Source organism: Simiduia litorea (genome assembly GCF_042853465.1).
GTDB lineage: Bacteria > Pseudomonadota > Gammaproteobacteria > Pseudomonadales > Cellvibrionaceae > Simiduia > Simiduia litorea.
In genome coordinates, this window is sequence record NZ_AP031497.1 from 3,862,255 (window position 1) to 3,882,703 (window position 20,449).

At 47.6% G+C, this 20,449-nt stretch carries 10 protein-coding genes; 3 read left to right on the forward strand and 7 right to left on the reverse strand.

Annotated features, from left to right (window positions below; translation table 11 throughout):
* Window positions 1-45: 45 nt before the first annotated feature.
* The 6 genes from ACGHTT_RS17115 to ACGHTT_RS17140 all read right to left on the reverse strand — a co-directional run bounded on the left by ACGHTT_RS17115 (window position 46) and on the right by ACGHTT_RS17140 (window position 9,387).
* Window positions 46-1,029 (reverse strand): type II toxin-antitoxin system death-on-curing family toxin, encoded by a 984-nt coding sequence (locus ACGHTT_RS17115; RefSeq protein WP_390592189.1) that lies wholly within the window; start codon window positions 1,027-1,029, stop codon window positions 46-48.
* Complete coding sequence (locus ACGHTT_RS17120; protein WP_390592190.1) at window positions 998-2,731, reverse strand: ATP-binding protein; 1,734 nt, start codon at window positions 2,729-2,731, stop codon at window positions 998-1,000. The genes ACGHTT_RS17115 and ACGHTT_RS17120 overlap by 32 nt, the downstream gene beginning before the upstream one ends.
* Before the next feature lie 11 nt (window positions 2,732-2,742).
* On the reverse strand, window positions 2,743-3,747 hold the full coding sequence (locus ACGHTT_RS17125; RefSeq protein ID WP_390592191.1) for an SIR2 family protein: 1,005 nt from the start codon (window positions 3,745-3,747) through the stop codon (window positions 2,743-2,745).
* 87 nt (window positions 3,748-3,834) lie between these two features.
* Complete coding sequence (locus tag ACGHTT_RS17130) at window positions 3,835-4,518, reverse strand: hypothetical protein (RefSeq protein WP_390592192.1); 684 nt, start codon at window positions 4,516-4,518, stop codon at window positions 3,835-3,837.
* Between the two features lie 456 nt (window positions 4,519-4,974).
* On the reverse strand, window positions 4,975-5,316 hold the full coding sequence (locus tag ACGHTT_RS17135) for a ribonuclease E inhibitor RraB (protein WP_390592193.1): 342 nt from the start codon (window positions 5,314-5,316) through the stop codon (window positions 4,975-4,977).
* Window positions 5,317-5,871: 555 nt separating this feature from the next.
* Window positions 5,872-9,387 (reverse strand): TonB-dependent receptor, encoded by a 3,516-nt coding sequence (locus ACGHTT_RS17140; RefSeq protein WP_390592194.1) that lies wholly within the window; start codon window positions 9,385-9,387, stop codon window positions 5,872-5,874.
* A gap of 326 nt (window positions 9,388-9,713) precedes the next feature.
* Here ACGHTT_RS17140 and ACGHTT_RS17145 point away from each other — a divergent pair, with 326 nt between their 5' ends.
* From ACGHTT_RS17145 to ACGHTT_RS17155, 3 genes are all read left to right on the forward strand, one after another.
* A complete protein-coding gene (locus ACGHTT_RS17145; protein WP_390592195.1) occupies window positions 9,714-10,667 on the forward strand; it encodes a sugar kinase in 954 nt (317 codons plus the stop codon).
* 40 nt (window positions 10,668-10,707) lie between these two features.
* Window positions 10,708-13,119 carry an alkaline phosphatase D family protein gene (locus ACGHTT_RS17150; protein ID WP_390592196.1) on the forward strand — a complete coding sequence of 804 codons (2,412 nt, stop codon included), beginning with the start codon at window positions 10,708-10,710 and terminating at the stop codon, window positions 13,117-13,119.
* Between the two features lie 303 nt (window positions 13,120-13,422).
* On the forward strand, window positions 13,423-15,165 hold the full coding sequence (locus ACGHTT_RS17155) for a carbohydrate-binding protein (RefSeq protein WP_390592197.1): 1,743 nt from the start codon (window positions 13,423-13,425) through the stop codon (window positions 15,163-15,165).
* 766 nt (window positions 15,166-15,931) lie between these two features.
* On the opposite strand, the gene ACGHTT_RS17160 is transcribed toward ACGHTT_RS17155, so the two are convergent.
* Window positions 15,932-19,972, reverse strand: coding sequence for a carbohydrate-binding protein (locus ACGHTT_RS17160; RefSeq protein ID WP_390592199.1), 4,041 nt, complete (start codon window positions 19,970-19,972; stop codon window positions 15,932-15,934).
* Between the last annotated feature and the right edge of the window lie 477 nt (window positions 19,973-20,449).

A 20,449-nucleotide genomic window follows, 5' to 3' on the forward strand; every position in this document is an offset into this window, starting at 1 on the left:
TAAAGTGCAACGAAAAATGGGTCGGCCTGCCTGGCCCTGTAAGCATTACGTTTTCGCCAATTTGTTGAGAACTTTCTTGTATTTCTGAATAAAATCATCTGGAGGTGTTGCTGCACCGTAAAACAATGCTGAATCTACCCCATCTTTATGAGTTAGACCGGCCTGCTTTCGAATCGACTTTACAAGATTTTTACCGACTGTGCGGCCCGGCCAGTATGGGATGTTGGCTACCTTCTCACCAACACGAACGTTTTCGCGCCCAAACAACCCCTTTCGCCTCCTTTCGGTAGTGTATTTCACAACATCGACATAGTTGTTCTTTTGATTCTCGAAATAGACGTCATGCTCTCTCAGTATTTTCTCTAGTTCGGGGTAGGAAACGGATCTCTCGCCCTTTTCTATTCTCCTAGTTCTCTTTCTTATCCATTCTGACATCGACTCGACTTCCGCGTCTGATTGATCGTGCATTTTCCTTCTATGTCGTTTGGCTGCAACCTTGTGTGCTGCTACATTAAGCATGAAAGAGTAGAGATTATCCTGATTCGTTCGATTGTTGAATGTCAGCCCATTTTTATCAAGATGGCACAATAGAGACACAAGAGCTGTCCTCTTATTGCCATTGTGCAGTGGATGATTGCAACAAATTCCGTAACATAAAGTGGCGGCATTAGATATAGGATTATCGTATTTTAGCTGGCCGCCAAAACCAGCTTGTTGCCTAGAAACTGCGGACTCCAGAAGACCTTCGTTTTTTATCCCCGGTGGAGAAATTGGGTCATCAGAATTCGCAGCATCTTCCACCAGCCTACTATGAATTTCAATAATATCGTCTTTTGTCAGAAACTCTATATTTGCCAATCTTGGTGATTCCTTTCTTGTAATGCTAACGCCTTGCTTACCGGCCCAACGGAGCAGAGCATGTTTGCGGTAAAGTTTACTCAGCAAACCAAAAGCTTGCGGCGCGCAGCTGGGCCCGAGTACAGAAATTTGATATGCATTATTGAATATTTTGCTTACGCCAATTGTCAATAGCTAACGTAAGTCGACCTTCTTCTACTGGTGCCTGCCATTCATCCCAAAAATCCACAGTCCCACTGTTCGGCCTATTCAGCGGCTCGTCAATTCTTATTCTACTTGGAAGCAAGCTAGCATCACCGACTATCAACGCCTCGCCAGTATCCAGGATTGGAAGAATATCTCCAAATCCGCCTAAACTATCCGGAAGTAATTTTTTAATAACCCCCTGGTCCTCTGAATTTGTTAGCCTCATAGAAATGAAATTACTACACTGACTCAGCATGGTTTTATTTACCTCGGACGGCCTTTGACTGATCACTACGAGGCTTACACCATATTTGCGGCCTTCTTTTGCAATTCGTTCGAATATTTCAATTGATACACTATCAGCAGAGTCAACCGAACTCTTTTGCGGCATATAAAGATGTGCTTCATCGCAAAGCAAGGCTATTGGATGCCGCAACGCCCCTGGAGTCCATTGCTGGACTGAAAATGCAATGCGAGCGACCAATGAAACTATTAGTGGGAGTATGTCCGAAGGCACTTCCGAGAAATTGACAATCTTAATACCGGCTCTTCCGTTTTCGGAGGTGCTTCCCAACAGCTTTGTAGACAGCCTGCTTAGCCAAGAGAAATCCATTATGTCATCGCCGCCATTGAATAGAAAACCAAGCCGACGATCCGAAATTTTATTTTCTAAGCGCGATATCATCCTCGCCAACTTTCCGAAAAACTCGCCTTGTTTCTCTGACCCAGATCTAGCACCTTGAACCATCTCAGCGTTTATATAATTCAATCTATCAAGAAGTTCGTGCAAGTCAAAAGGAACTGGGCTATCGACGGTAAAATGCGTCAAGATATCATTATGTCCTTTATCCTCTAAATATTTACGCTTTGATTGGTTTATCTCTCTAGCCACAATCATCGCCTGATTAGGCGCATTCTGATCACTACGATCAACAAACATTGACACCAAAGCTTCGTAGGAAAGCAGCCAATAAGGGAGGTAAAGTACACCGTCATCCAAAGTTCGTCCTGCTTCTACATCAGCGGGGCCAGCAACTTTTAGCTGCTGAATGCCAGCTCCTATTAGTGGGGAGTATTCACCATGAAGATCAAACACTATCGCATTTGCGGAGCTCAGCCCTGCCATTTGTTCGATTATTCTTGCGGTAGTCCATGACTTTCCTGACCCCGTGCTTCCACCGATGAATGCATGACGCTGAAAAAACTTATTACCATTTAGGTAAGCAATCGCATGCTCGTCTAGAGTATATTTTCCAAGGGTTAAAGCATTTCCATTGTCAGCAATACTTGAGAGGGTTCTCATAAATCCAGTTAGGTTTCCTCCCTCCAGTGAAAAACAGTTAGCATCAATTTCAGGAACCGATTCAAGTGTTCGACGAAATACGTTCTCTTTTTCGCCATCGCGATCCAACAAAGTCCCAATGAGAGCGATTTTACAAAGATTGAGTTCTGGGGACTGATCAACAACCCCCTCATCAATTAACTCAGATATAGCCTTCTTTCTTGTAACTTGAACAATTAATCCTATGAGGTGCTGCCCTGGCCGACTGCTTTGCAAAACAGCCAAATGATTCACCTGTAACCTTTTCAGTTTATCCACGTTGTCTATATCTATAACTACTGTAGTCGTATCAACAGATGCCACTTTTCCTAGTGCGTCATCGTCCATAAAATTAAAAATTGGCATCGTTCTAACCTCTACATTAGTAATGTCAAATAGCCTTGTAGGCTCCATAAATTCTTTTCAACAACTACTGGCGCTTTCTCAAGGGAGCTGTATATAACTGACTGGTCGTCATGTGCACCACGCTCAATTGCTAGGTAGTTATTTACGCCGCCATTTATAACATGCCTTTTTATAGCCTCAGAAAGTGCGTATGTCACGATAGTAATCGGTGCTCCTTGCCGTGCACATTTGCTCATAAGTTTTGGCTGTATATGCTCATCATTAAATCCATAGCCAACACATAGATAGGATGCCGCACTAGTAATGGCAAGGTCAGCGTTGTTAATAATAGAACGATATGGCTCTAGGTGAGTTCTTTGATATTTCTGAGTTCCTGGCGTCACAATCTGCGGAAAATATCCGACCGGAATTTTTTCTAGGTGTGACAATCCAATAACGTCTTTTAATGGAGACTCAAACCAATCAAGAGACCCGTGCACTTTCCATATATTAGTTTTACGTGACACTTTAACTTCGGAGGGTTGAGCTAGCTGACGAAAATAACCATGAGTAAATCCAGTGTAATGGTGGATATTTTCCTTTTCGCAAGCGTATTCAGCGAGTCTGTCATAATTCGTGGTAATGATGTTGATGGTAGAGATACTTGATTTAAACATATGCGAAAGTAGAATGCCTAAACTAAAACGGTCATTACCTTCAAGACTATTTTTGAAGATATCCAGATCTTCTTTGTTTATAACAGTCCATGTATGATTAATTATTTTGTCAGTTAACGCTTCGGATATTTGTACCTGATGCAAAGCTGATTCCAAGTCCACTCCTGAATTCAAAGCATCACAAAAGCTAACCCAATTACTTTGGTCGTTTTTAGAAAGATCAGAAACATCTGTATGCTCAATTAAATAATTAGCCAGAGATCCCATACCGGACATGCCATACGCCGCTGATGCTCCGCTTCCTAGAACTATCAGCGGAGCCATTGCATAGTAGTCTTGTGCCTGCTTTTCAAAGCTCATCAAATTTCCTATTAATTGCACGGCGCATGATTTACATAACGCCCAAAGCAAGTGCGCCGCTTTTGGGCGGCACCTTGCCTTTGATTGTTATGCATCCCCAAGTTTGACTTCAACGAGATCTCTAACTCCCTCCAAAAACCTCTCTCTAGACTCCAATATACTCGTGTAGAACTCATTTAGCGCAGAAGGACAAAAATAATCTTGCCCGATAAATTGACTAATATTGAGCCTTTTAACGTTTTCAGAAATTTCATAGGAATGTTTAAGAGCGTTATTTACTTCACGTAGCGCATTTACATTAGAATAGCCGTATACAGAACCAATCGAAACTCCATGCCGATTCATGGCCTTTTTCAGGTCACCCCACCTTTGAACACTTTTAAGATCTGTATTCGAGTCTAAAAGTAGCAGAAATTTCTTTAATGAAATTTCAATCTGCTTAAAGCTGTATATTATTTGCATTTCATGAATGGCTATCAGCTCTTCATTCCATGTTTCCTCAAAAAAATGAGCACCATTATTTTCATGTACAGCCTCTATATAGCCCATAGAGGTGATTGGTGGATCGATATACTCATCTTCTAGTGCTAAGGCGCACTCATTTTCATAAGATTTTGTCATCTCATCAATTTGAAATTGAGTGCTTTCTTTCCAGGCTTTGCTTTCTCGAAACTTGTCTCCATAATCTTGGATAAGATCGGAAATTGCTCTATCAAAAATAGAGTCAGATTTATCCATTATGAATTTTAGTTTCTCTTTTTCTCTATCCATAAATTATTCAGCTTTCCACGCATAACACTTAGTACACCAACCAGCCAGTACAATCCAAAAATCTAGGTCAGGTCGGTATCAATGTAGAATCGGGGGGATTATGCAGACGCGTCGGTATAACCTTCCCTGATTACCGCTTTTCCCAAATATATTGCTTTTGCCAGAGAAAATCTAGCACAGGTTGTTGACCTAAAGTAATGGGCAAGCGCGCTGCTATGCTCGCCGATGGCGCCATTTACCGTGCACACACAATAACACTCGGAATTAACCTAGTTGGGCATTAGGAAGGAAGAGCTCAAAACGGACAATGGTTACAGATTTATTAAGCGGTACTTAGTGTTGCGTTTTTTATAGCCAACAAATAGATCTGTCCCGGTAACGCCCGTGTAAAATGGAGCTTCGCCGCGCACACAAATGAGCGTAGCAAACATTATCAGGTGCAGATTTTGTTATGCGCTACCAGGTGCCAACACCCCATGAACTACACCAACCGCCGTACCGCGCAAGTTTATTGGTTATAGACGCCTGCAATTCAGTGATGTACTTGTAATCTAGTTTCGATTTAACCTGGAACTGAATAAACCCCATATCCGGACCATTCCCAAGGCTTTGCCCTTTCTCCGGATTTATCACTTCGGACTCGGGAAAAAGGGCAAGGACAGAAGACAACTCTAGCGATGTTAACGGCCAGTGGTCAAAATCAAGATTAATATCGATGAAATGTTCCTTATCAAAATCGAAACCCTTCTTCTCCAATGATCTAAAAACATCCCCATCATCATCCGCAGGCCAATTCAAAATATAATCCTCATTATGCATTGGGATGTATAACACCCGCACCTACGGCGACTGAACCGCAGTGTAAGGAGTTCGACAGTGATAGCAGCGAACAGCATGCGCTGGTTAAATGCTTTACTCAAAACCGATCTCTGCATACGCTTTTTTATCCTCCTCTGGGTAATCATTTTTATAGGCTTCCTAATCCATATATTTATGACACATCATCATTACATAAAAATCAGAAGTTGCCCCACAGGTCAAAACAAATTTGACCCCTAACCCCAGTAATTTTCTTGTGCTATCACCATGTAGTCAAGCCCAGTAAAAAGTCTGATCGTTCTCGCCTTACAACCAAATCCTCAAGTGTACCAAGACCGTTTCTGTCGTAGTAATTACCGTTGAATATAAAACAATAAATGCCGTTTCACATTATTTTTTCTAAGGGGATTGTCAGCTATGGGGCGCTGAACGCTAACGCTTTGTAACAGGCAGCATTAACTAACTGCAAACAGAAAAAAGCCGTGGCTGCTAAGCAGCCACGGCACAAGGCGAGATCAAGCAAACAACATCAAACTAGAAGCGAGCAGAAACACCTACACGGTAGCTGCGGCCGGTTTTGTATTCAGACACCGTACGTGAATCTGTAGCGCCATCTTCCAATGGGCTACCTTCATCTATGATATCGCCACCTAAGTTAATGAAGCGGCTGGTGAAGTAAGTGCGCACGGCGGCGTCCGTTAAGTTAACGGCGTTGAAAGACAGCGTTACTGTATCGGTCAACTGATAGCTAGCGGACAGATCCAAGGTCGCGCGCCCCTCTTGCCACAAGGCACCTTGACCCCAAGAACGCTGCGCTAACTGATCGGTTTGCCCCTGATAAGCTAAACGCACTTGATGGCCATTTTGCTCCCAGAATACCGTCGCGTTGTAGCTATGCTCTGGCGTATAACTGACCGGTAACTCAGGCAGTGTTACGTTGGCGTCCACCGCCGACACTTCCTGATCATACGCGCTGCGCTGATAGGTATAGTTAAGTTGTGTGCCTAAACCTGATAAGAAACCAGGCAACTGATCATAGGTTTGCGTGTACTGTAATTCCAAGCCTTTGATGTTGGCGCCTTTACCGTTTTTAATGGTGGTGGTTTGGAACTGAGCACACATTTGTTCTGGGTCACCGGAGAAGAACCAATCGCCAATACCGAAGGCTTGATGCAATCGCTTAGGCATGCAACCCGTTAAATCGCTGCCTATTGGCATGATCAAATCATCTGGGTTGTAATCTGGCTCATCATCACTCAAACCTAGATCACGCAAGTCATCGCCATAGGTTAAGATCGTCTGCGACTCTTCGAAATTGGTCATATCTTTGTAGAAAATGCCTGCCGCGAGCAAGGCACCGTCTTGGAAGTACCACTCTAAAGACAAGTCTAGGTTTTTAGACTCGAGCGGGTCCAGTTTCGTATTGGTCATGGTAATCAGGTTGTTGTGATTCCAAACATCTTCGGTGACCTTAAAGCCTGGGCGCAAGCTATCTATTTGCGGCCGCGACATTGTTTTTGATACCGCGAAGCGACCAATCAAATCTTCACTGATCAAATAATTAAGGTTCAAGCTTGGTAGCAACACGGAGTAATCGTGCTCGTCGGCGACCGCAAAAGAGCGCTTAGATCGATCCTCAGAAACTAACTCACCATTCTCATCCAGTACTCGCTTACCGTCTTCGGTTTGGAAATACACATAGCGTGCGTCAGTTGACACATCGGAGTGGCGCCAAGCCCACCAGCCGTTAAACCCTGAGCTATCACCCCAACCAAAGTTTTCTTCCGTGGTCCAGTCGTAACAAGGTTCAGTGGCCGCGATAGCCGTATCATCTGAGTAATCAGCAGTACCCTTGGTATCAAACCCTAAACCGTCTACCCGCGACCAACGCTGTGCTTGGTTATAGTCGCTGTAACCTGGGCTACCCGTTCCGCCCGTACCATCGGTGCTGTAGTAATAGGCATCAAAATTTTCACAGGCCGGCGCACCACTCTCGCGAATGGCCTGAATTTTAAAGGGGTCTTGAATCGCGCCGGTATTATTTTGGTCGCCATAAAACTTCACACCGGAATAGCCTTGGGTTTCTACCGTGGTTTTCACATAGCGCAAACCCACGTCACCGGTTAACTTTTCATCTAAAAAGGCAAAGTTACCTTTGATATACACGGCGAAGTTATCGAGTTTAGCGTTGCGCGTTTCAGTATCATCCCGGCTCAACCCTAAGTCGCGATCTGCCTGCGCCGTTTCATAGGCGAGCTTCGGATCAATGGTTGTCCAACTGGTGTTGTGGGCATCGGAAATACCCAGCGACTTCATAAAATCGTTGGCAGGAAACGCACCACTACTGATAAATGCTGCGTCAATATCAAGCAGGCCATTTGGTAGTGTTACCATGTTGCCATTCTCATCCCGCACCACAACGCCATCGGCAACGCTGTTTAAGGTATAAACTTGGTTGTCCACATCCTTTTCGCGCTGAGAGTACTTAATACCGGTTTCGAAACGATTGAAACCCGCTACGTCTACATCCCAATCAAGGTCAAAATAAATACTTTTTTGCGTGTCTTCTACGCGAATATCATTTTTTGACTGATAACCCAAATGCATCGCATTATAATCTTGCGGGTTAAAACCCGTTGTAGAGCGGTTATCGGTTATGGCATCTGCATCGGGTGGCTGTATTGCACCAAAATCAACTGAACCCGTGCCACTCACAATTAAACATTTACCCGATGAACAATCGAAACCCACGGGTTCAATATCGTCCGGCGACGTATAAGCCAACTGCGCATTGCCGATACGACCGTAGTTCTGCAAGTTCGTCCAGTAAGATTCGCCTGGCAATTGTTCGGCTTTAGAGTAACTAACACCACCACTCACAACGATGGCTTCGCCGACATCCTGTTTGATCTCAAGCGATGCGATGTTATTGCGGTTGGTAAAATTATTTTGACTGGCATTGAATTGCCCTGAGGCGGTACGGCTCAGGTTTTTCGTAAAGGTGTTGGTATTAGTATCAATAACATACCAATCTTCCTGCGGGTCGGTCCAGCTAGGGTCTTGCGGCACACTGTCATTAACACCGGGAATAATGCCGCCAACCATATTGCCAACATTACTGATACCCGTGCGAATTTGATTCATCTGGTTTTCAATTTTTTGCTGGTTAAAGCTGTAGTTCACCAACACTTCGGTGGTATCAGTGGCTTGCCACTGCATACCCAAATTCACACCTTGGCGCTGGTATTTATTTTCATGCAACGCGTATTCAGTAAAGCTGGGTGTAATGCCCCAAACATCATTCATTAAGTTGCCATTTTGATCGCGGGCAACATCTACGTGGTAGGCTTTAAAATCATCGCGGCTATATTCATCGCGACGCACGGTGCTTGTTTCATCCAGCAAGGTGGCGGTAAAACCGAGGGTATCATCTAAAAACTTATCGGTGGCGGCAATAGAGAATTTATAGTCGTTATCATCGGCTAATTCGCTATAACGCCCTTGCACGGTTACGTTAACAGCCGCATCGGTTTCTAGAGGCCTTACCGTCACTAGGTTAACGTTAGCCCCTAACGCACCTTCCTCATGATCGGCTGAGGGGGTTTTAACCACTTCAATTTTTGACAGAATGTCTGAAGAGTAGGCAGATAGATCAACCGCTTGACTAAAATCTGTAGCACTTAACTGAACACCGTTTAAGCTGATGTTATTCTGTTGGGCATTAGCACCGCGCACGGTAATGGTGGTACCCTCGCCATCGCGCGTTTGCGCCGACACACCGGTAACTCGGGATAAGGCATCCGCGATGTTCTGGTCCGAAGACTTACCGATATCCTCGGCATTAATGGTGTCTTTTATATTGGTAGCGAAGCGCTTATCGTCAACTGACTTTTCGATGCTACGGCGAATACCGTAAACTTCAATTTCTTCAAGTTGCGACAGACTTTCAGCTTCAGGGGTTTCTTCTTGTGCGAACGCACTTAGACTTGTTGCAGCAATTACCGCAGCAGATAACGCCGTCAAGCGAAATCTCGGGTTGAGTCTATTCATTACTTCTCTCCAGATATTACTTTTTATTATTAAATGGTAGGCCTGCCAAAAACCGCACAATCCTCCTGATACGAATCTCAACCCCAAGCCAATGGTGACGATGGAGCATTAACCGTTGGTCAATAATCCTGCAATAGTACAAACGTGTCAATAGTTAATTGTTAACAATCCAATTAATTGATAGTATCCTCTCAACCTAACATTACACCGCCCCTGCCCCATTAAAACGGCTTCTTTTTATGCCCCTTTGGTGCAGCAGAAAAACATTAAAAGCGCCCAGCGAACAAGGGAATTATTCAGTAACTTAGCCCGCCTCGGAGGCCGCTATGCAAGACTTTGTCATCATGGGTGAGAGCCTGATCGAGCTCACCTGGCCAACGCCAAACCAAGCGGCCCAAGGCTTCGCGGGCGATGTCTACAGTGTTGCCGTGTACTTAAAGCGCGCCAACCCCAATGTACGCGCAAGGCTGCTTTGCGGCATAGGCCAAGACGCATTGAGCCACGCATTGGTTCAAACGCTACAAGCAGAAGGCGTAGATACCAGCTTGCTACTGCCGCACCCCACGCGCCATCTCGGGCTATACGCCATCAATAATGACGCCTCGGGCGAGCGCAACTTCATTTATTGGCGCTCGGAATCTGCGGCTAGGCACACCCTTCAGTTATTAATGGCGCAACACCAAGACCTACTGATAAAGCCGCCCAGCTGGTTCTATTTCACCGGCATATCCTTAGCGATACTGGAACCAGCAGACCGCGCCCTATTTTGGCCATTATTGGCAAAACTTCGAGCGTCTGGCACCAAGGTTGTTTTCGACACCAACTACCGCGCTAAACTCTGGCCCAACGCGGCAGCCGCACAAGCAGAAATGGCCAACGCTTTTGCCTTAAGCGATTTAATACTGCCAGGCCTAGACGACTTTAATGAACTCTACGCTCATACCACAGCAGAACAGGTTGCCAGCTTTCTTGCCGACTTTAAAGACACCCAACTGGTCATCAAAAACGGCGCCGAGGCGATTTATTACGGCACGCCTAAAGCGCTCTCGCGCTTCGATATTGAACCCGTGCACAAGGTCGTCGACACCACAGCCGCAGGGGACTCTTTTGCCGGCACCTTGCTGGGCCATCTCGCCGCTGAAGCAACCATGGCAGAGGCAGTGGCCGCCGCGGCTCACATTGCCAGCCGAGTCATTGGCCACAAAGGGGCGATATTACCGACCGAGCTTTACCCTTATAAAGCGATCAACCCTCGTCTTCGACAAGCCCAATTCCTCTAACCATAAGCACAAGCACGATAACTCTAAGCAGGCACACAACATGAAAAGAAGAGACTTTCTCAAACTTGGCGCCACCGGCCTCGCTCTTGCAAGCCAGCCGAGTTTAGCCGCCATGCGCGCCTTCGAGCGCGGCGACTTAACCAGCGTAAAAAACATTTCCGCCCTGAACCCACAGCACACCTGCCCTTGGTTAGGTAAAGCGCTGTGGGGCAACCGCCTTCAAGATTGGCGCCAGCACAATGGCCGCATCGAATGCATTGCCGAGGCCGCCGAACTGGAGGTGCGAACGGCAGCGCTGTTAACCCGTCAACTTAACAATCAACACTCGCCTGCGCGCCTGAGTATGACACTCGGCCAAATTAACCCCGGTCACACCGGTTTCGCGGGCTTTTTATTAGGTATAGGCGAGGGCGATTTAGAATATAGAGCCGCCGCATTAGCACAGCGTTACAGCGGCACTAAAGGCGGCATCATGGCGGTCATCGACCAACAGGGGCAACTTAGCTTTAGAGATTTCTCCGATGCAGCGCAACCTCTCAATTTCGAACTCATTGGCGCACCAAAGGCCATCACTTGGCCAGAAGCAGGCGCCGGTGGCGTGCGCTTGGAATGTCATATTGACCCCGTTGCGGGTAACCAATTTGATCTGCGACTTATCGCCTTTAACGCCCTCACGGGAGAGAATTTAGGCTTTGCTGTTGCCACCGGTATCGCACCAGAACGCTTATGTGGCGGCATCTCCATACTGTCATCGCCGTCTGCCTATGGAAAAAATGCACGTGCTGGCGCACAGGTCGACAATAAAGCCGGTGCACGCTTTTGGTTTCAAGACATCGCCAGCGGTGGCGACAAAATCACAGCTAAGGATACGCAGGGTTTAGGCCCCGTCATGGGTTGCTTATACAGCCTCAACCGCCGCGTGTTAAAACTTTCCGTGCAGCTCATGCCCATCGACCTACGCCGCAACGCCCGCGTTCAGTTTTTGTATAGGCAGCAGCAACCGGCACAGGCAACGCAACAAAGCGCGTGGCAGCAGGGCCCCATTAGCACAATAGAGGACGGTTACGTGGCGTTAATGCGTCTAGATAACTGGCGCCATGAAGATAGCTTCGACTACCGCATTGTATTTCCAGAAGACAAAAACACAGCGTTGTTTTCAGGCACCATTACTCGAGACCCAGAGCAAAGTAAAAACCTTAACATTGCGCTCTATTCCTGCATTATTCCAACCTCAAAAAGTTTGGACGATGGTCAATTCCAACCCTTCGTTCCACAGGAAACCATGCCCGGCCGCTACACGACCGACAACATTCTCTTCCCGCACACTGAACTGGTGCGTCATTGTGACAGCCATCAACCCGATCTTTATCTGTTTGTAGGCGATCAATACTACGAAACCTACCCCACACGTTACGGGCGCGAAGGCAAAGACGCGAAGCTCGATACACTCTACCGTTGGTACTTATGGTATTGGAGTTTTCGCGATTCTGTGCGCCACAAACCCTGCCTCGTACTCGCCGATGATCACGATGTTTTACAGGGAAATTTATGGGGTAATAGCGGCACCAACAGTGAATTACCGAAAGAAGAAGACGGCGGCTTTAAACACGATAAAAGTCTCGTGCGCATGGTGTACCGCATGCAACACGGCCACAACCCGGACAGCTACGATGATACGCCCATCGCCTTCGACATCCCCGTTTGCTACGGCAACTTTGTTTACGGCGGCGTTAACTTTGCATTTGTGGAAGATCGAAAATTCAAGTCACCACCAGACTACCAAGTGCCCTTAAATGGCAAGCGCGGCGAATTGTTAGGCGAACGCCAAGAAGCGTTTTTACGGCATTGGAAAAACACCGAACCGGGCTTGCCGAAAGTGTGCATCACTGCGTCCATGTGGGGCTCGCCACAAACGCTGGAAGATCAAAAACCACTCGTTGATTTCGATGCTAACGGTTTCCCTGCCGACGGTCGCACCCGTGCAGTACAATTGGTTAAAGACGCTGATGCTCTAGTACTCTCTGGCGATCAACATTTAGGTTTGCTTGCCATTCAAGGCATAGAGAGTTTCGACGACGGGGTACTGTTTTTCTCCGGCCCAGCCGCCGCAGCCTTCTGGCAACGCTGGTTCGAGGGCGCGGGCACGCTTGCTAATCAGCGCAATCAAGATCCAAACACGGGCGATTTTATCGATAGCTTTGGCAACAAAATGCGCGTGCTTGCCGTGGCAAACCCCAAAATACCCTTTGTGGAATTTAATAAAGGCCGCAAAGGCTGGGGTATGTTTTTAGCCGATAGATCATTAAAAAGTGAAGGCTATGGCATCATTAAAGTGAATCACAAAGATAAACATTTTGATCTTGAGTGCTGGCCCTGGGAGGCAAATCCCGCCATCGATCCACAATTTCCCGGCTGGCCCTACAGGCATAATTTTCCAGTAAATAAAGCCTAAATCTAGCCTATAAAAAACACCACGCGGGAATTTTCCCGCGTGGCGCTCCGCTCGCTCACATCTACAAACGAAACGCGCACCACACTCTCACTTGTTGGGGCCGGCCATCCGCCTTGCAGCTTGTTGGGGGCGGCCATCCGCCTTGCAGAAAATCATGCACCACCATACCAACTATTCCGTGCACCAACGCACAACTTTCCCCGCCACCCAAGCAAAGCTAAATCAATCTTTGAAATTGTTAACAATTAACATTAACCTAGGAGCGCAATAACAATAACACTTACCTCATAGAGAGTATTTATCATGCGCAATTTTACACTCGCCTTAGTGTGCGGCCTTTTTGCCGCCACTACTCAAGCTGCCGATTGGGATAACTACCCAGTGCCAGCCGATGCCGGTACCGGCAATCAATGGGAGCTTCAGCCCCTGTCCGATGACTTCAATTACACCGCGCCTGCGGTGGGCAAAAGCGCCACATTTTACCAGCGCTGGAGCGAAGGTTTTATCAATGCGTGGACCGGCCCAGGCCGCACCATCTTCGCTGCCAATCACTCCTCAGTAGAAGACGGCACGCTGAAGTTAAGGGCTAGCCGCAGAGCCGGCACCAATCAGGTGTATACCGGCGCTATACATTCGAAAACGTCAATGACCTACCCGATTTTCATGGAGACCCGCTCTAAAATAACCAACCTCACCATGGCCAACGCCTTTTGGTTATTAAGTGCAGATTCCACCCAAGAAATTGACGTGCAGGAATCCTACGGTAGCGATCGCCCAGACCAAACCTGGTTTGATGAACGCCTGCACCTAAGCCACCACGTATTTATTCGCGACCCTTTCCAGGACTACCAACCGAAGGATGAAGGCAGCTGGTACAAAGATCCAAACCTCAGCACCTGGCGCAACGCCTACCACACCATCGGCGTGTATTGGATTGATCCTTGGAATTTGAAATATTACGTGGATGGCAAGTTGGTTCGCACCGTGTCTGGCGTCAGTATGATCGACCCGAACGGCTACACCGGTGGCACCGGGTTGTCCAAACCGATGCAGGCTATTTTCGACGTAGAAGATCAAGATTGGCGTTCCGATGCAGGCATTTTTGCAACCGATGCAGAGCTTGCCGATAACAGTAAAAATACCTACCACATAGACTGGGTGCGCTTTTATAAACCCGTGCCAATAACAGGTGGCGGCACCACGGTGGTCAAATTAGGCAGCTTCACTAGCACCGGCAAACAAGGTGCTGCTGTCGCGGGCGATACCGTGGTTGGCTTTAACAAAAACGGCACCAACATTAACTACAACACGGTGGGCGACTGGGCTGATTATTCCGTGAACCTACCTGTGGCTGGCAACTATAAAATTGAGCTAGTCACCGCCTCACCTCAAACCGGTATTGGCGCCGATATCACCTTCGACGGCAGCTTCGTCGGCACCATCGCGCTGGCCAATACTGGCGGCTGGGAAATCTATAAAACCTATGCGTTAAGCGACACGGTTTATGTTGCTAGCGCCGGCAATCACACCGTGCGAGTACAAAGTAGCGGCAGCGCTAGCTGGCAATGGAATGGCGACGAGATTCGTTTTATCAAAGTGGAAGACGGTTCTGTGCCACCGCCAGCAACACCGGCAACGATAACAGTGGAAGCAGAATCGTTTGATCTTGTAGGCGGTACCTTTGCCGACGGTCAAGCGCAAAAAATCAGTACTTACAGCAGCGGCGGTAAAACCGCCATCAACTACGTCAACAAAGGTGACTTTGCCGACTACACCATCAATGTCGCCACCGCTGGCAGCTACCAATTGAGCTATCAAATCGGCTCTGGTGTGGTCGGCGGCCAAATTGATTTCTTAGTAAAAGAAAATGGTAGCTGGATTAACAAAACACAAACAGCTGTGCCCAATAATAGCTGGAATAATTTCCAAGCACTTAACGGTGGCATAGTAACCCTGCAAGCAGGTAACCAACAGGTACGTGTTTTTGGTGGTGGCTCAAACGACTGGCAGTGGAACTTGGATAAATTCAGCCTCACCCCGCAGTAAGGCAACAACGGTTGTGGGTTCAGCTCACAACCTTTTTCTGTCTTTATTTTTTCACCCTCTTCGTTCAACAACTCTCCAACAGCAGCCCAACACCAAATTCAGCGCGAGCTTTCAACACCCACGCTGGCCTACCGGCAGAGCGCCATCGAAAAGTATACGCCTGGAACCGAACCAGCTCGCCTATATTTTTTGCTTTTATCTTTTTGCCTTTACCTTTCTATTGATACTGTCTGTACAAGCTTTCAAATAAGCTGCAAGCAAACCATCGGCACCACCAGCCCGCCAACAGTGCGCAACAGGCTGATGCAAACCTGAACAGGCGAATAGTGTTTCAAATGCCAAACCATGGCATCTGCAAACGCGTAGGCCAGCGTTTCCACTCTATGCCGTTACGGAAAGGTAAATGATGCGCGCAATTGATCAATATATGCATCTTGAAAAATCGCTGCTAGGGTTAGGTTGCTGGGCTAAATAATCATAGACATGCGCCCACTTTCAGCGTCTATAGCGGAGGCACCCACTAAGGCAAAACTCCGCTCGATAAGCATGAGAATTTAAAACAGTGCCGTCAAACCTTGCGCCGCCTTGGTTAGCAGAAATAGCCACAGGCCACGCCAAAATATAGAATAACTTGCCGTATTTAGACATTATTAGCTGGAGTTTGTGTCGTGATTTTATAGCAAATCGTACCATCAACACCTAACGCCCCAGAAATAGAAAAAGCCATCACCCACACAGTGAGTGATGGCTTTAGTTGCGCTACGAATTAACGCGCAGGTGTGGCATCAAACGTTTTAACAATCAGGTTGCCAACGACCAACTCGCCATTGTGATGGAAATCTACCTCTATCACGTTATTGGCTTGTAAGGCACTAACAGGCACTGGAATTTCCAGCGTATTGAAGTACTTTTCATTGGCATTGATTTTCGGACCGCGCCAGTCAATCGGCGGAGTTACGGCTACGCCATTAACTTTAAGTGAATCAATGCTGAGCACACCACCAGCAACATCATCAGGGCCTGGGAACAGCGCCACCGTTAACATTAACTTAGCTTCAGCGTAACCACTGGGGACACTGACGTTGTTAACATTAACGGTTTTGGCGCCGCCGTTAACACTGATACGGTGCGGTAAATTGCCACCACTCAGACTGTTACCAAAGTACTTTTTCTCTACCATGTTTTTGTTTACTGCAATACTGCTTGCCATGGTATAGCGAAGAACAACGGTTGCATCGGCCTCAAGGGTTAAGCTTTTCGGCACCTGCTTCATGTGCTGGCGGTCAAGATGGGTTTCTTGCTCGCTGTTACTGAAGTGCATACTACGCATTTCTACGTTTTGCAAACTGCCTGCTAAGCCCGCTACATTCAAGTTAACTGTCGTTGCCTGCGCTTCCAGGTTGTTAATGATCACAAAAAGATCATTGCCATCCACGTAAGACTGCACCTGCACATCGGGATCAGTGGACACTGAATCCACGCGCGCACCGTCTACATTTGCCCATAACTCGAAGAACTTAATGTAAGACGACCACTGCCAGTTGCCCTTATTTAACTCAGGCTCAGTCAACATGGCGTAGTGATAACGCGTTGTACAATCGGGTACTGTTTTATAAGCACAACCGCCAGGCAGATAACCCCAAATCGGTTTCGCCGGCGTGAACGGCATAGATTTGATCACATAGTCTGGGCGATCCAAGAATTGCATCAACATTCCGTTAAACGCTTTTAAGTTGGTGATATCGAATCGCTCTTGGTGTGCTTGGCTATCCCAACCACCTTGCACTGCACCATACTCAGACAAAACAATAGGCTTGCGGTTAGCAAAACCATGTTCATATTGATCGTACCACTCCATCATTTCAAACATCGCGTTCGCATGACCACCACGGCGCACCACGGTATTGCCACCGTAGCTAACAGAAGGCCAGTCATAAATGTGCACTGAGTAGAAATCCATGTTGTGGCCCGCTGCATCCATAAAGCCTTTCCACATCACATCCCACTGGTACCAATCTTGCGCGCGAGTGTCGTCTACGCTAGTGCGCATGGCATTTTCATAAAACGCTTCCGCTTCCGCTTCGGCCGCTGGATCACCAGGAACAGTTATCCATTGGTCGTAGGCGTCATCGGCTAAGCGCGATAGGCCATCGCGACGGAAGAAGTCGTGCAGACCCCAGGTCATACCACCAATCATCGGTGCTTCGTTCCCCAACTTACTGCGAATTTGTTCGGCCACTAAATTGTGGTACTCCCAAATTTGCTCTTGGTTGGTTACCATAAATTGACCGGTTTTCATTTTCATATCCGGTTCGTTTATCACTTCCCAATATTTCGGTAGCGGCTCACCAACATAGTTATTCCCGGAGTAACCGAAATAATTTGCCATGTACTGGCCCATCCACGCCGCCGAGGACTCGATGGTTTTTGGCTGCCAGTTATGCCAAGTCATGGCGTTCTCATACCAAGACAGAGTTGGATAGGTGGGGTGTGGGTTAGTGCCGGCAATCATTTCTGTTTTCGCCGGATCAAAACGACTAAACAAAGGATTGGCCGCATAATCTTCGCGTAGTTCTTTACCGCGAGTAATCATATAATCCAGATTTGGCCAATTGGGCTTCAATGGATCTTGTGTTGTGTCGGCAAACTTCCAAGTGGCTGAACCATTATCCCGCCCCATGTAAACATCAAGGGTGTTCACTAAATAATTCAACTTATCGGTGTTACCCAACCAATCGTTTTCGTGCACACCTGAATGCACTGTCATGTGCCGGCTACGACCGAAATCAGACACGCCATTGACGGTGTGACGAATGTTGGCGTTAACAGAAATATTTGCCGCAACCGTATTACCTACTTGCGATGCAGAACAGCCTTTTTCGTTGGCAAACTCTCCAACCGGTGTAGCTGCGCACTGATCAACGCTATTGGCTACGCCGTCGTTATCGGCATCGTTACCCGCGCTTAAAGCACAACCATTGGCGGTTACGTTGATACCAAAGGGGGTTGCAGGACATTGATCATCTGCATTCAAAACACTGTCGAAATCGTCATCATCGCCACCGCTGCTTTCACAGCCCTTAGCATCGACAAAAGCACCACTCGCCGTGTTTGGACACAGGTCGAGGTTATCGGTAATACCATCTACATCGGTATCGAGCTGCGAAGGCGAGCAACCCACACCGTTTGCCTGCTCGCCGGCCGGCGTACTGGCACAGGTGTCATTCACATCAGCCACACCATCGCCATCGGCATCCAGCGTTAAATCGGCATCGCCTAAACGGGTGAAAGTAATGCGATCAATGTTGAACTGGAAGTCCGCTGTGCCGGCGCCATAAATGCGAATGGTTGCGGCGCCTTGGAACAAATTGAGCTGGCTACTGGCTTGAAGGGTATAAAACACATCCCAACCATCGGTAGCTTGACTCACAACAGGCGTGACACTTTTATCGGCAAGCGCGCCCTTATCATCGGTAGCTTTTAAGCCAACGGCTGCACCAGTGGCATTGCCTGTACCCACATAGTAACTGGCACTGTACAAGCCTGATTTATCCAGCGTGACATAAAACTCAATGTACTCACCTGCATTGAAGTAATTCACCGCCAGACCACCATTGATGGGGTAGGTCTGCACTTCACCACCTACCGCCTGATAGTTTTCCGCTTCCAAGACGAAACTACCGGATACCGGGATACTACCTGTAGGAGGCGGCGTTGGCGTCGGCGTCGGCGTTGGCGTTGGTGTCGGTGTTGGCGTCGGCGTCGGCGTTGGTGTCGGTGTCGGTGTTGGTGTTGGCGTTGGCGTTGGTGTTGGTGTTGGCGTTGGTGTTGGTGTTGGTGTTGGCGTCGGTGTAATTTGCTTGGTCAACACAAAGCGATCCAAATTCCACTGCCAATCATTTGTGCCGCCACCATATACGCGCACTTGTTGGCTACCGGCCGTTAGCGCGACGGAGCCACCACTTAAGCTTTGGAAATTATCCCAGCCATTATTGGGTACATTGGTTTGCGTTTTGGTTACCCAAACGCCGTTTTCTTGCACTTGAAAATGGATGCTGGCGCCACTGGCAACACCGGTGCCGGCAAACAAGGTGAGGTCGTAATTACCTGCTTGCGCTGGGTTAATGGTGTACTGCGCATAGTCACCCTTGTTCACGTAATTGATGGCCGTAACGCCATTCACGGAATAGGTGCTGATTTTATTCGCCTGACCATCGGCAAAGGTTCCACCCACAGCGGTAAAGCTCTCTGCCTGAGTTGTGATTGCCACAGAGGGTGTGGGTGTTGGTGTTGGCGTGGGTGTAGCAACGGAGGCCAAGGTTAAGGCGTCCAAATTCCACTGCCAATCGTTGGCGCCCGAGCCAACAAGGCGTAACGTCACAGTGCCAGCTGGCAGCGTGACTACGCCAGCATCCAACGCTTGGAAGCTATCCCAATTACCAGCGGGTACAGCTTTCTTCACTAAGGAAGTCCAGCTATTACCAACTTTAATTTGAAATTCAATTTCGGCGCCTGAAGCGACACCGGTGCCAATAAAATACGTCAATCGGTAATTACCCGCAGCGCCCACCTGCAAGCTGTAATCGGCGTAATCACCTTTGTTTACATAGTTAATTGCCGTTACGCCATTAACGCTATAGGTGCTTATTTTATTCGCCTGCCCATCCTGATAGGTACCGCCGACGGCGGTGAAGCCCTCAGCTTCTAAGCGATAATCGGCGGCATGAACGCTAACACTATGTGCCAACCCCAATGTGGCCATGGAAAGGGCCGTGGCTAGCGCCGTTTTTTTGAAAGGAGTCCTCATCTTTTTATTGCTCCGAGGGTATGTAGACTTATTGTCTTATTTTTATTTGTACACCCTGCACTTGCGCAAAATGCTAGCTCTTATCGCATTACCTCCTGCCAACAAAGACCCACGCAGGGCACCTGTGATTCACCAACTCACACACTACAAGCACCCGCATACTCACATATAGACGGATTCAGCGTGCAGGCTAGCTCGATATTTATAGCTCAGATTGTAAACAATTAACATTAAATTGTTATCTAAATGACCGTAGAGTCGAAAAATACCAACCCCCATACAAAGCCGAGGTAAAAAGGAAAACAACGGGGAGAACCAACAAATTGGCGCCATTGAGCACCCGTGCTGCGAGTGATAGCGAGGGGTATTTGCGCCATTACGATGCGCCACACAGATCTAAGACATCAGTACTAAAAAGTCAAAATGAGAGGCAATAAGCTCAGCGGAATAGAGCAGATGGGAGCAGCGCTGCAACAG

What these genes read in the sequence shown, in the direction of transcription:
- ACGHTT_RS17120 (WP_390592190.1), bottom strand. Translation starts at nt 2,731, where the DNA reads ATGCCAATTTTTAATTTTATGGACGATGACGCACTAGGAAAAGTGGCA.
- ACGHTT_RS17125 (WP_390592191.1), bottom strand. Translation starts at nt 3,747, where the DNA reads ATGAGCTTTGAAAAGCAGGCACAAGACTACTATGCAATGGCTCCGCTG.
- ACGHTT_RS17130 (WP_390592192.1), bottom strand. Translation starts at nt 4,518, where the DNA reads ATGGATAGAGAAAAAGAGAAACTAAAATTCATAATGGATAAATCTGAC.
- ACGHTT_RS17140 (WP_390592194.1), bottom strand. Translation starts at nt 9,387, where the DNA reads ATGAATAGACTCAACCCGAGATTTCGCTTGACGGCGTTATCTGCTGCG.
- ACGHTT_RS17145 (WP_390592195.1), top strand. Translation starts at nt 9,714, where the DNA reads ATGCAAGACTTTGTCATCATGGGTGAGAGCCTGATCGAGCTCACCTGG.
- ACGHTT_RS17150 (WP_390592196.1), top strand. Translation starts at nt 10,708, where the DNA reads ATGAAAAGAAGAGACTTTCTCAAACTTGGCGCCACCGGCCTCGCTCTT.
- ACGHTT_RS17155 (WP_390592197.1), top strand. Translation starts at nt 13,423, where the DNA reads ATGCGCAATTTTACACTCGCCTTAGTGTGCGGCCTTTTTGCCGCCACT.
- ACGHTT_RS17160 (WP_390592199.1), bottom strand. Translation starts at nt 19,972, where the DNA reads ATGAGGACTCCTTTCAAAAAAACGGCGCTAGCCACGGCCCTTTCCATG.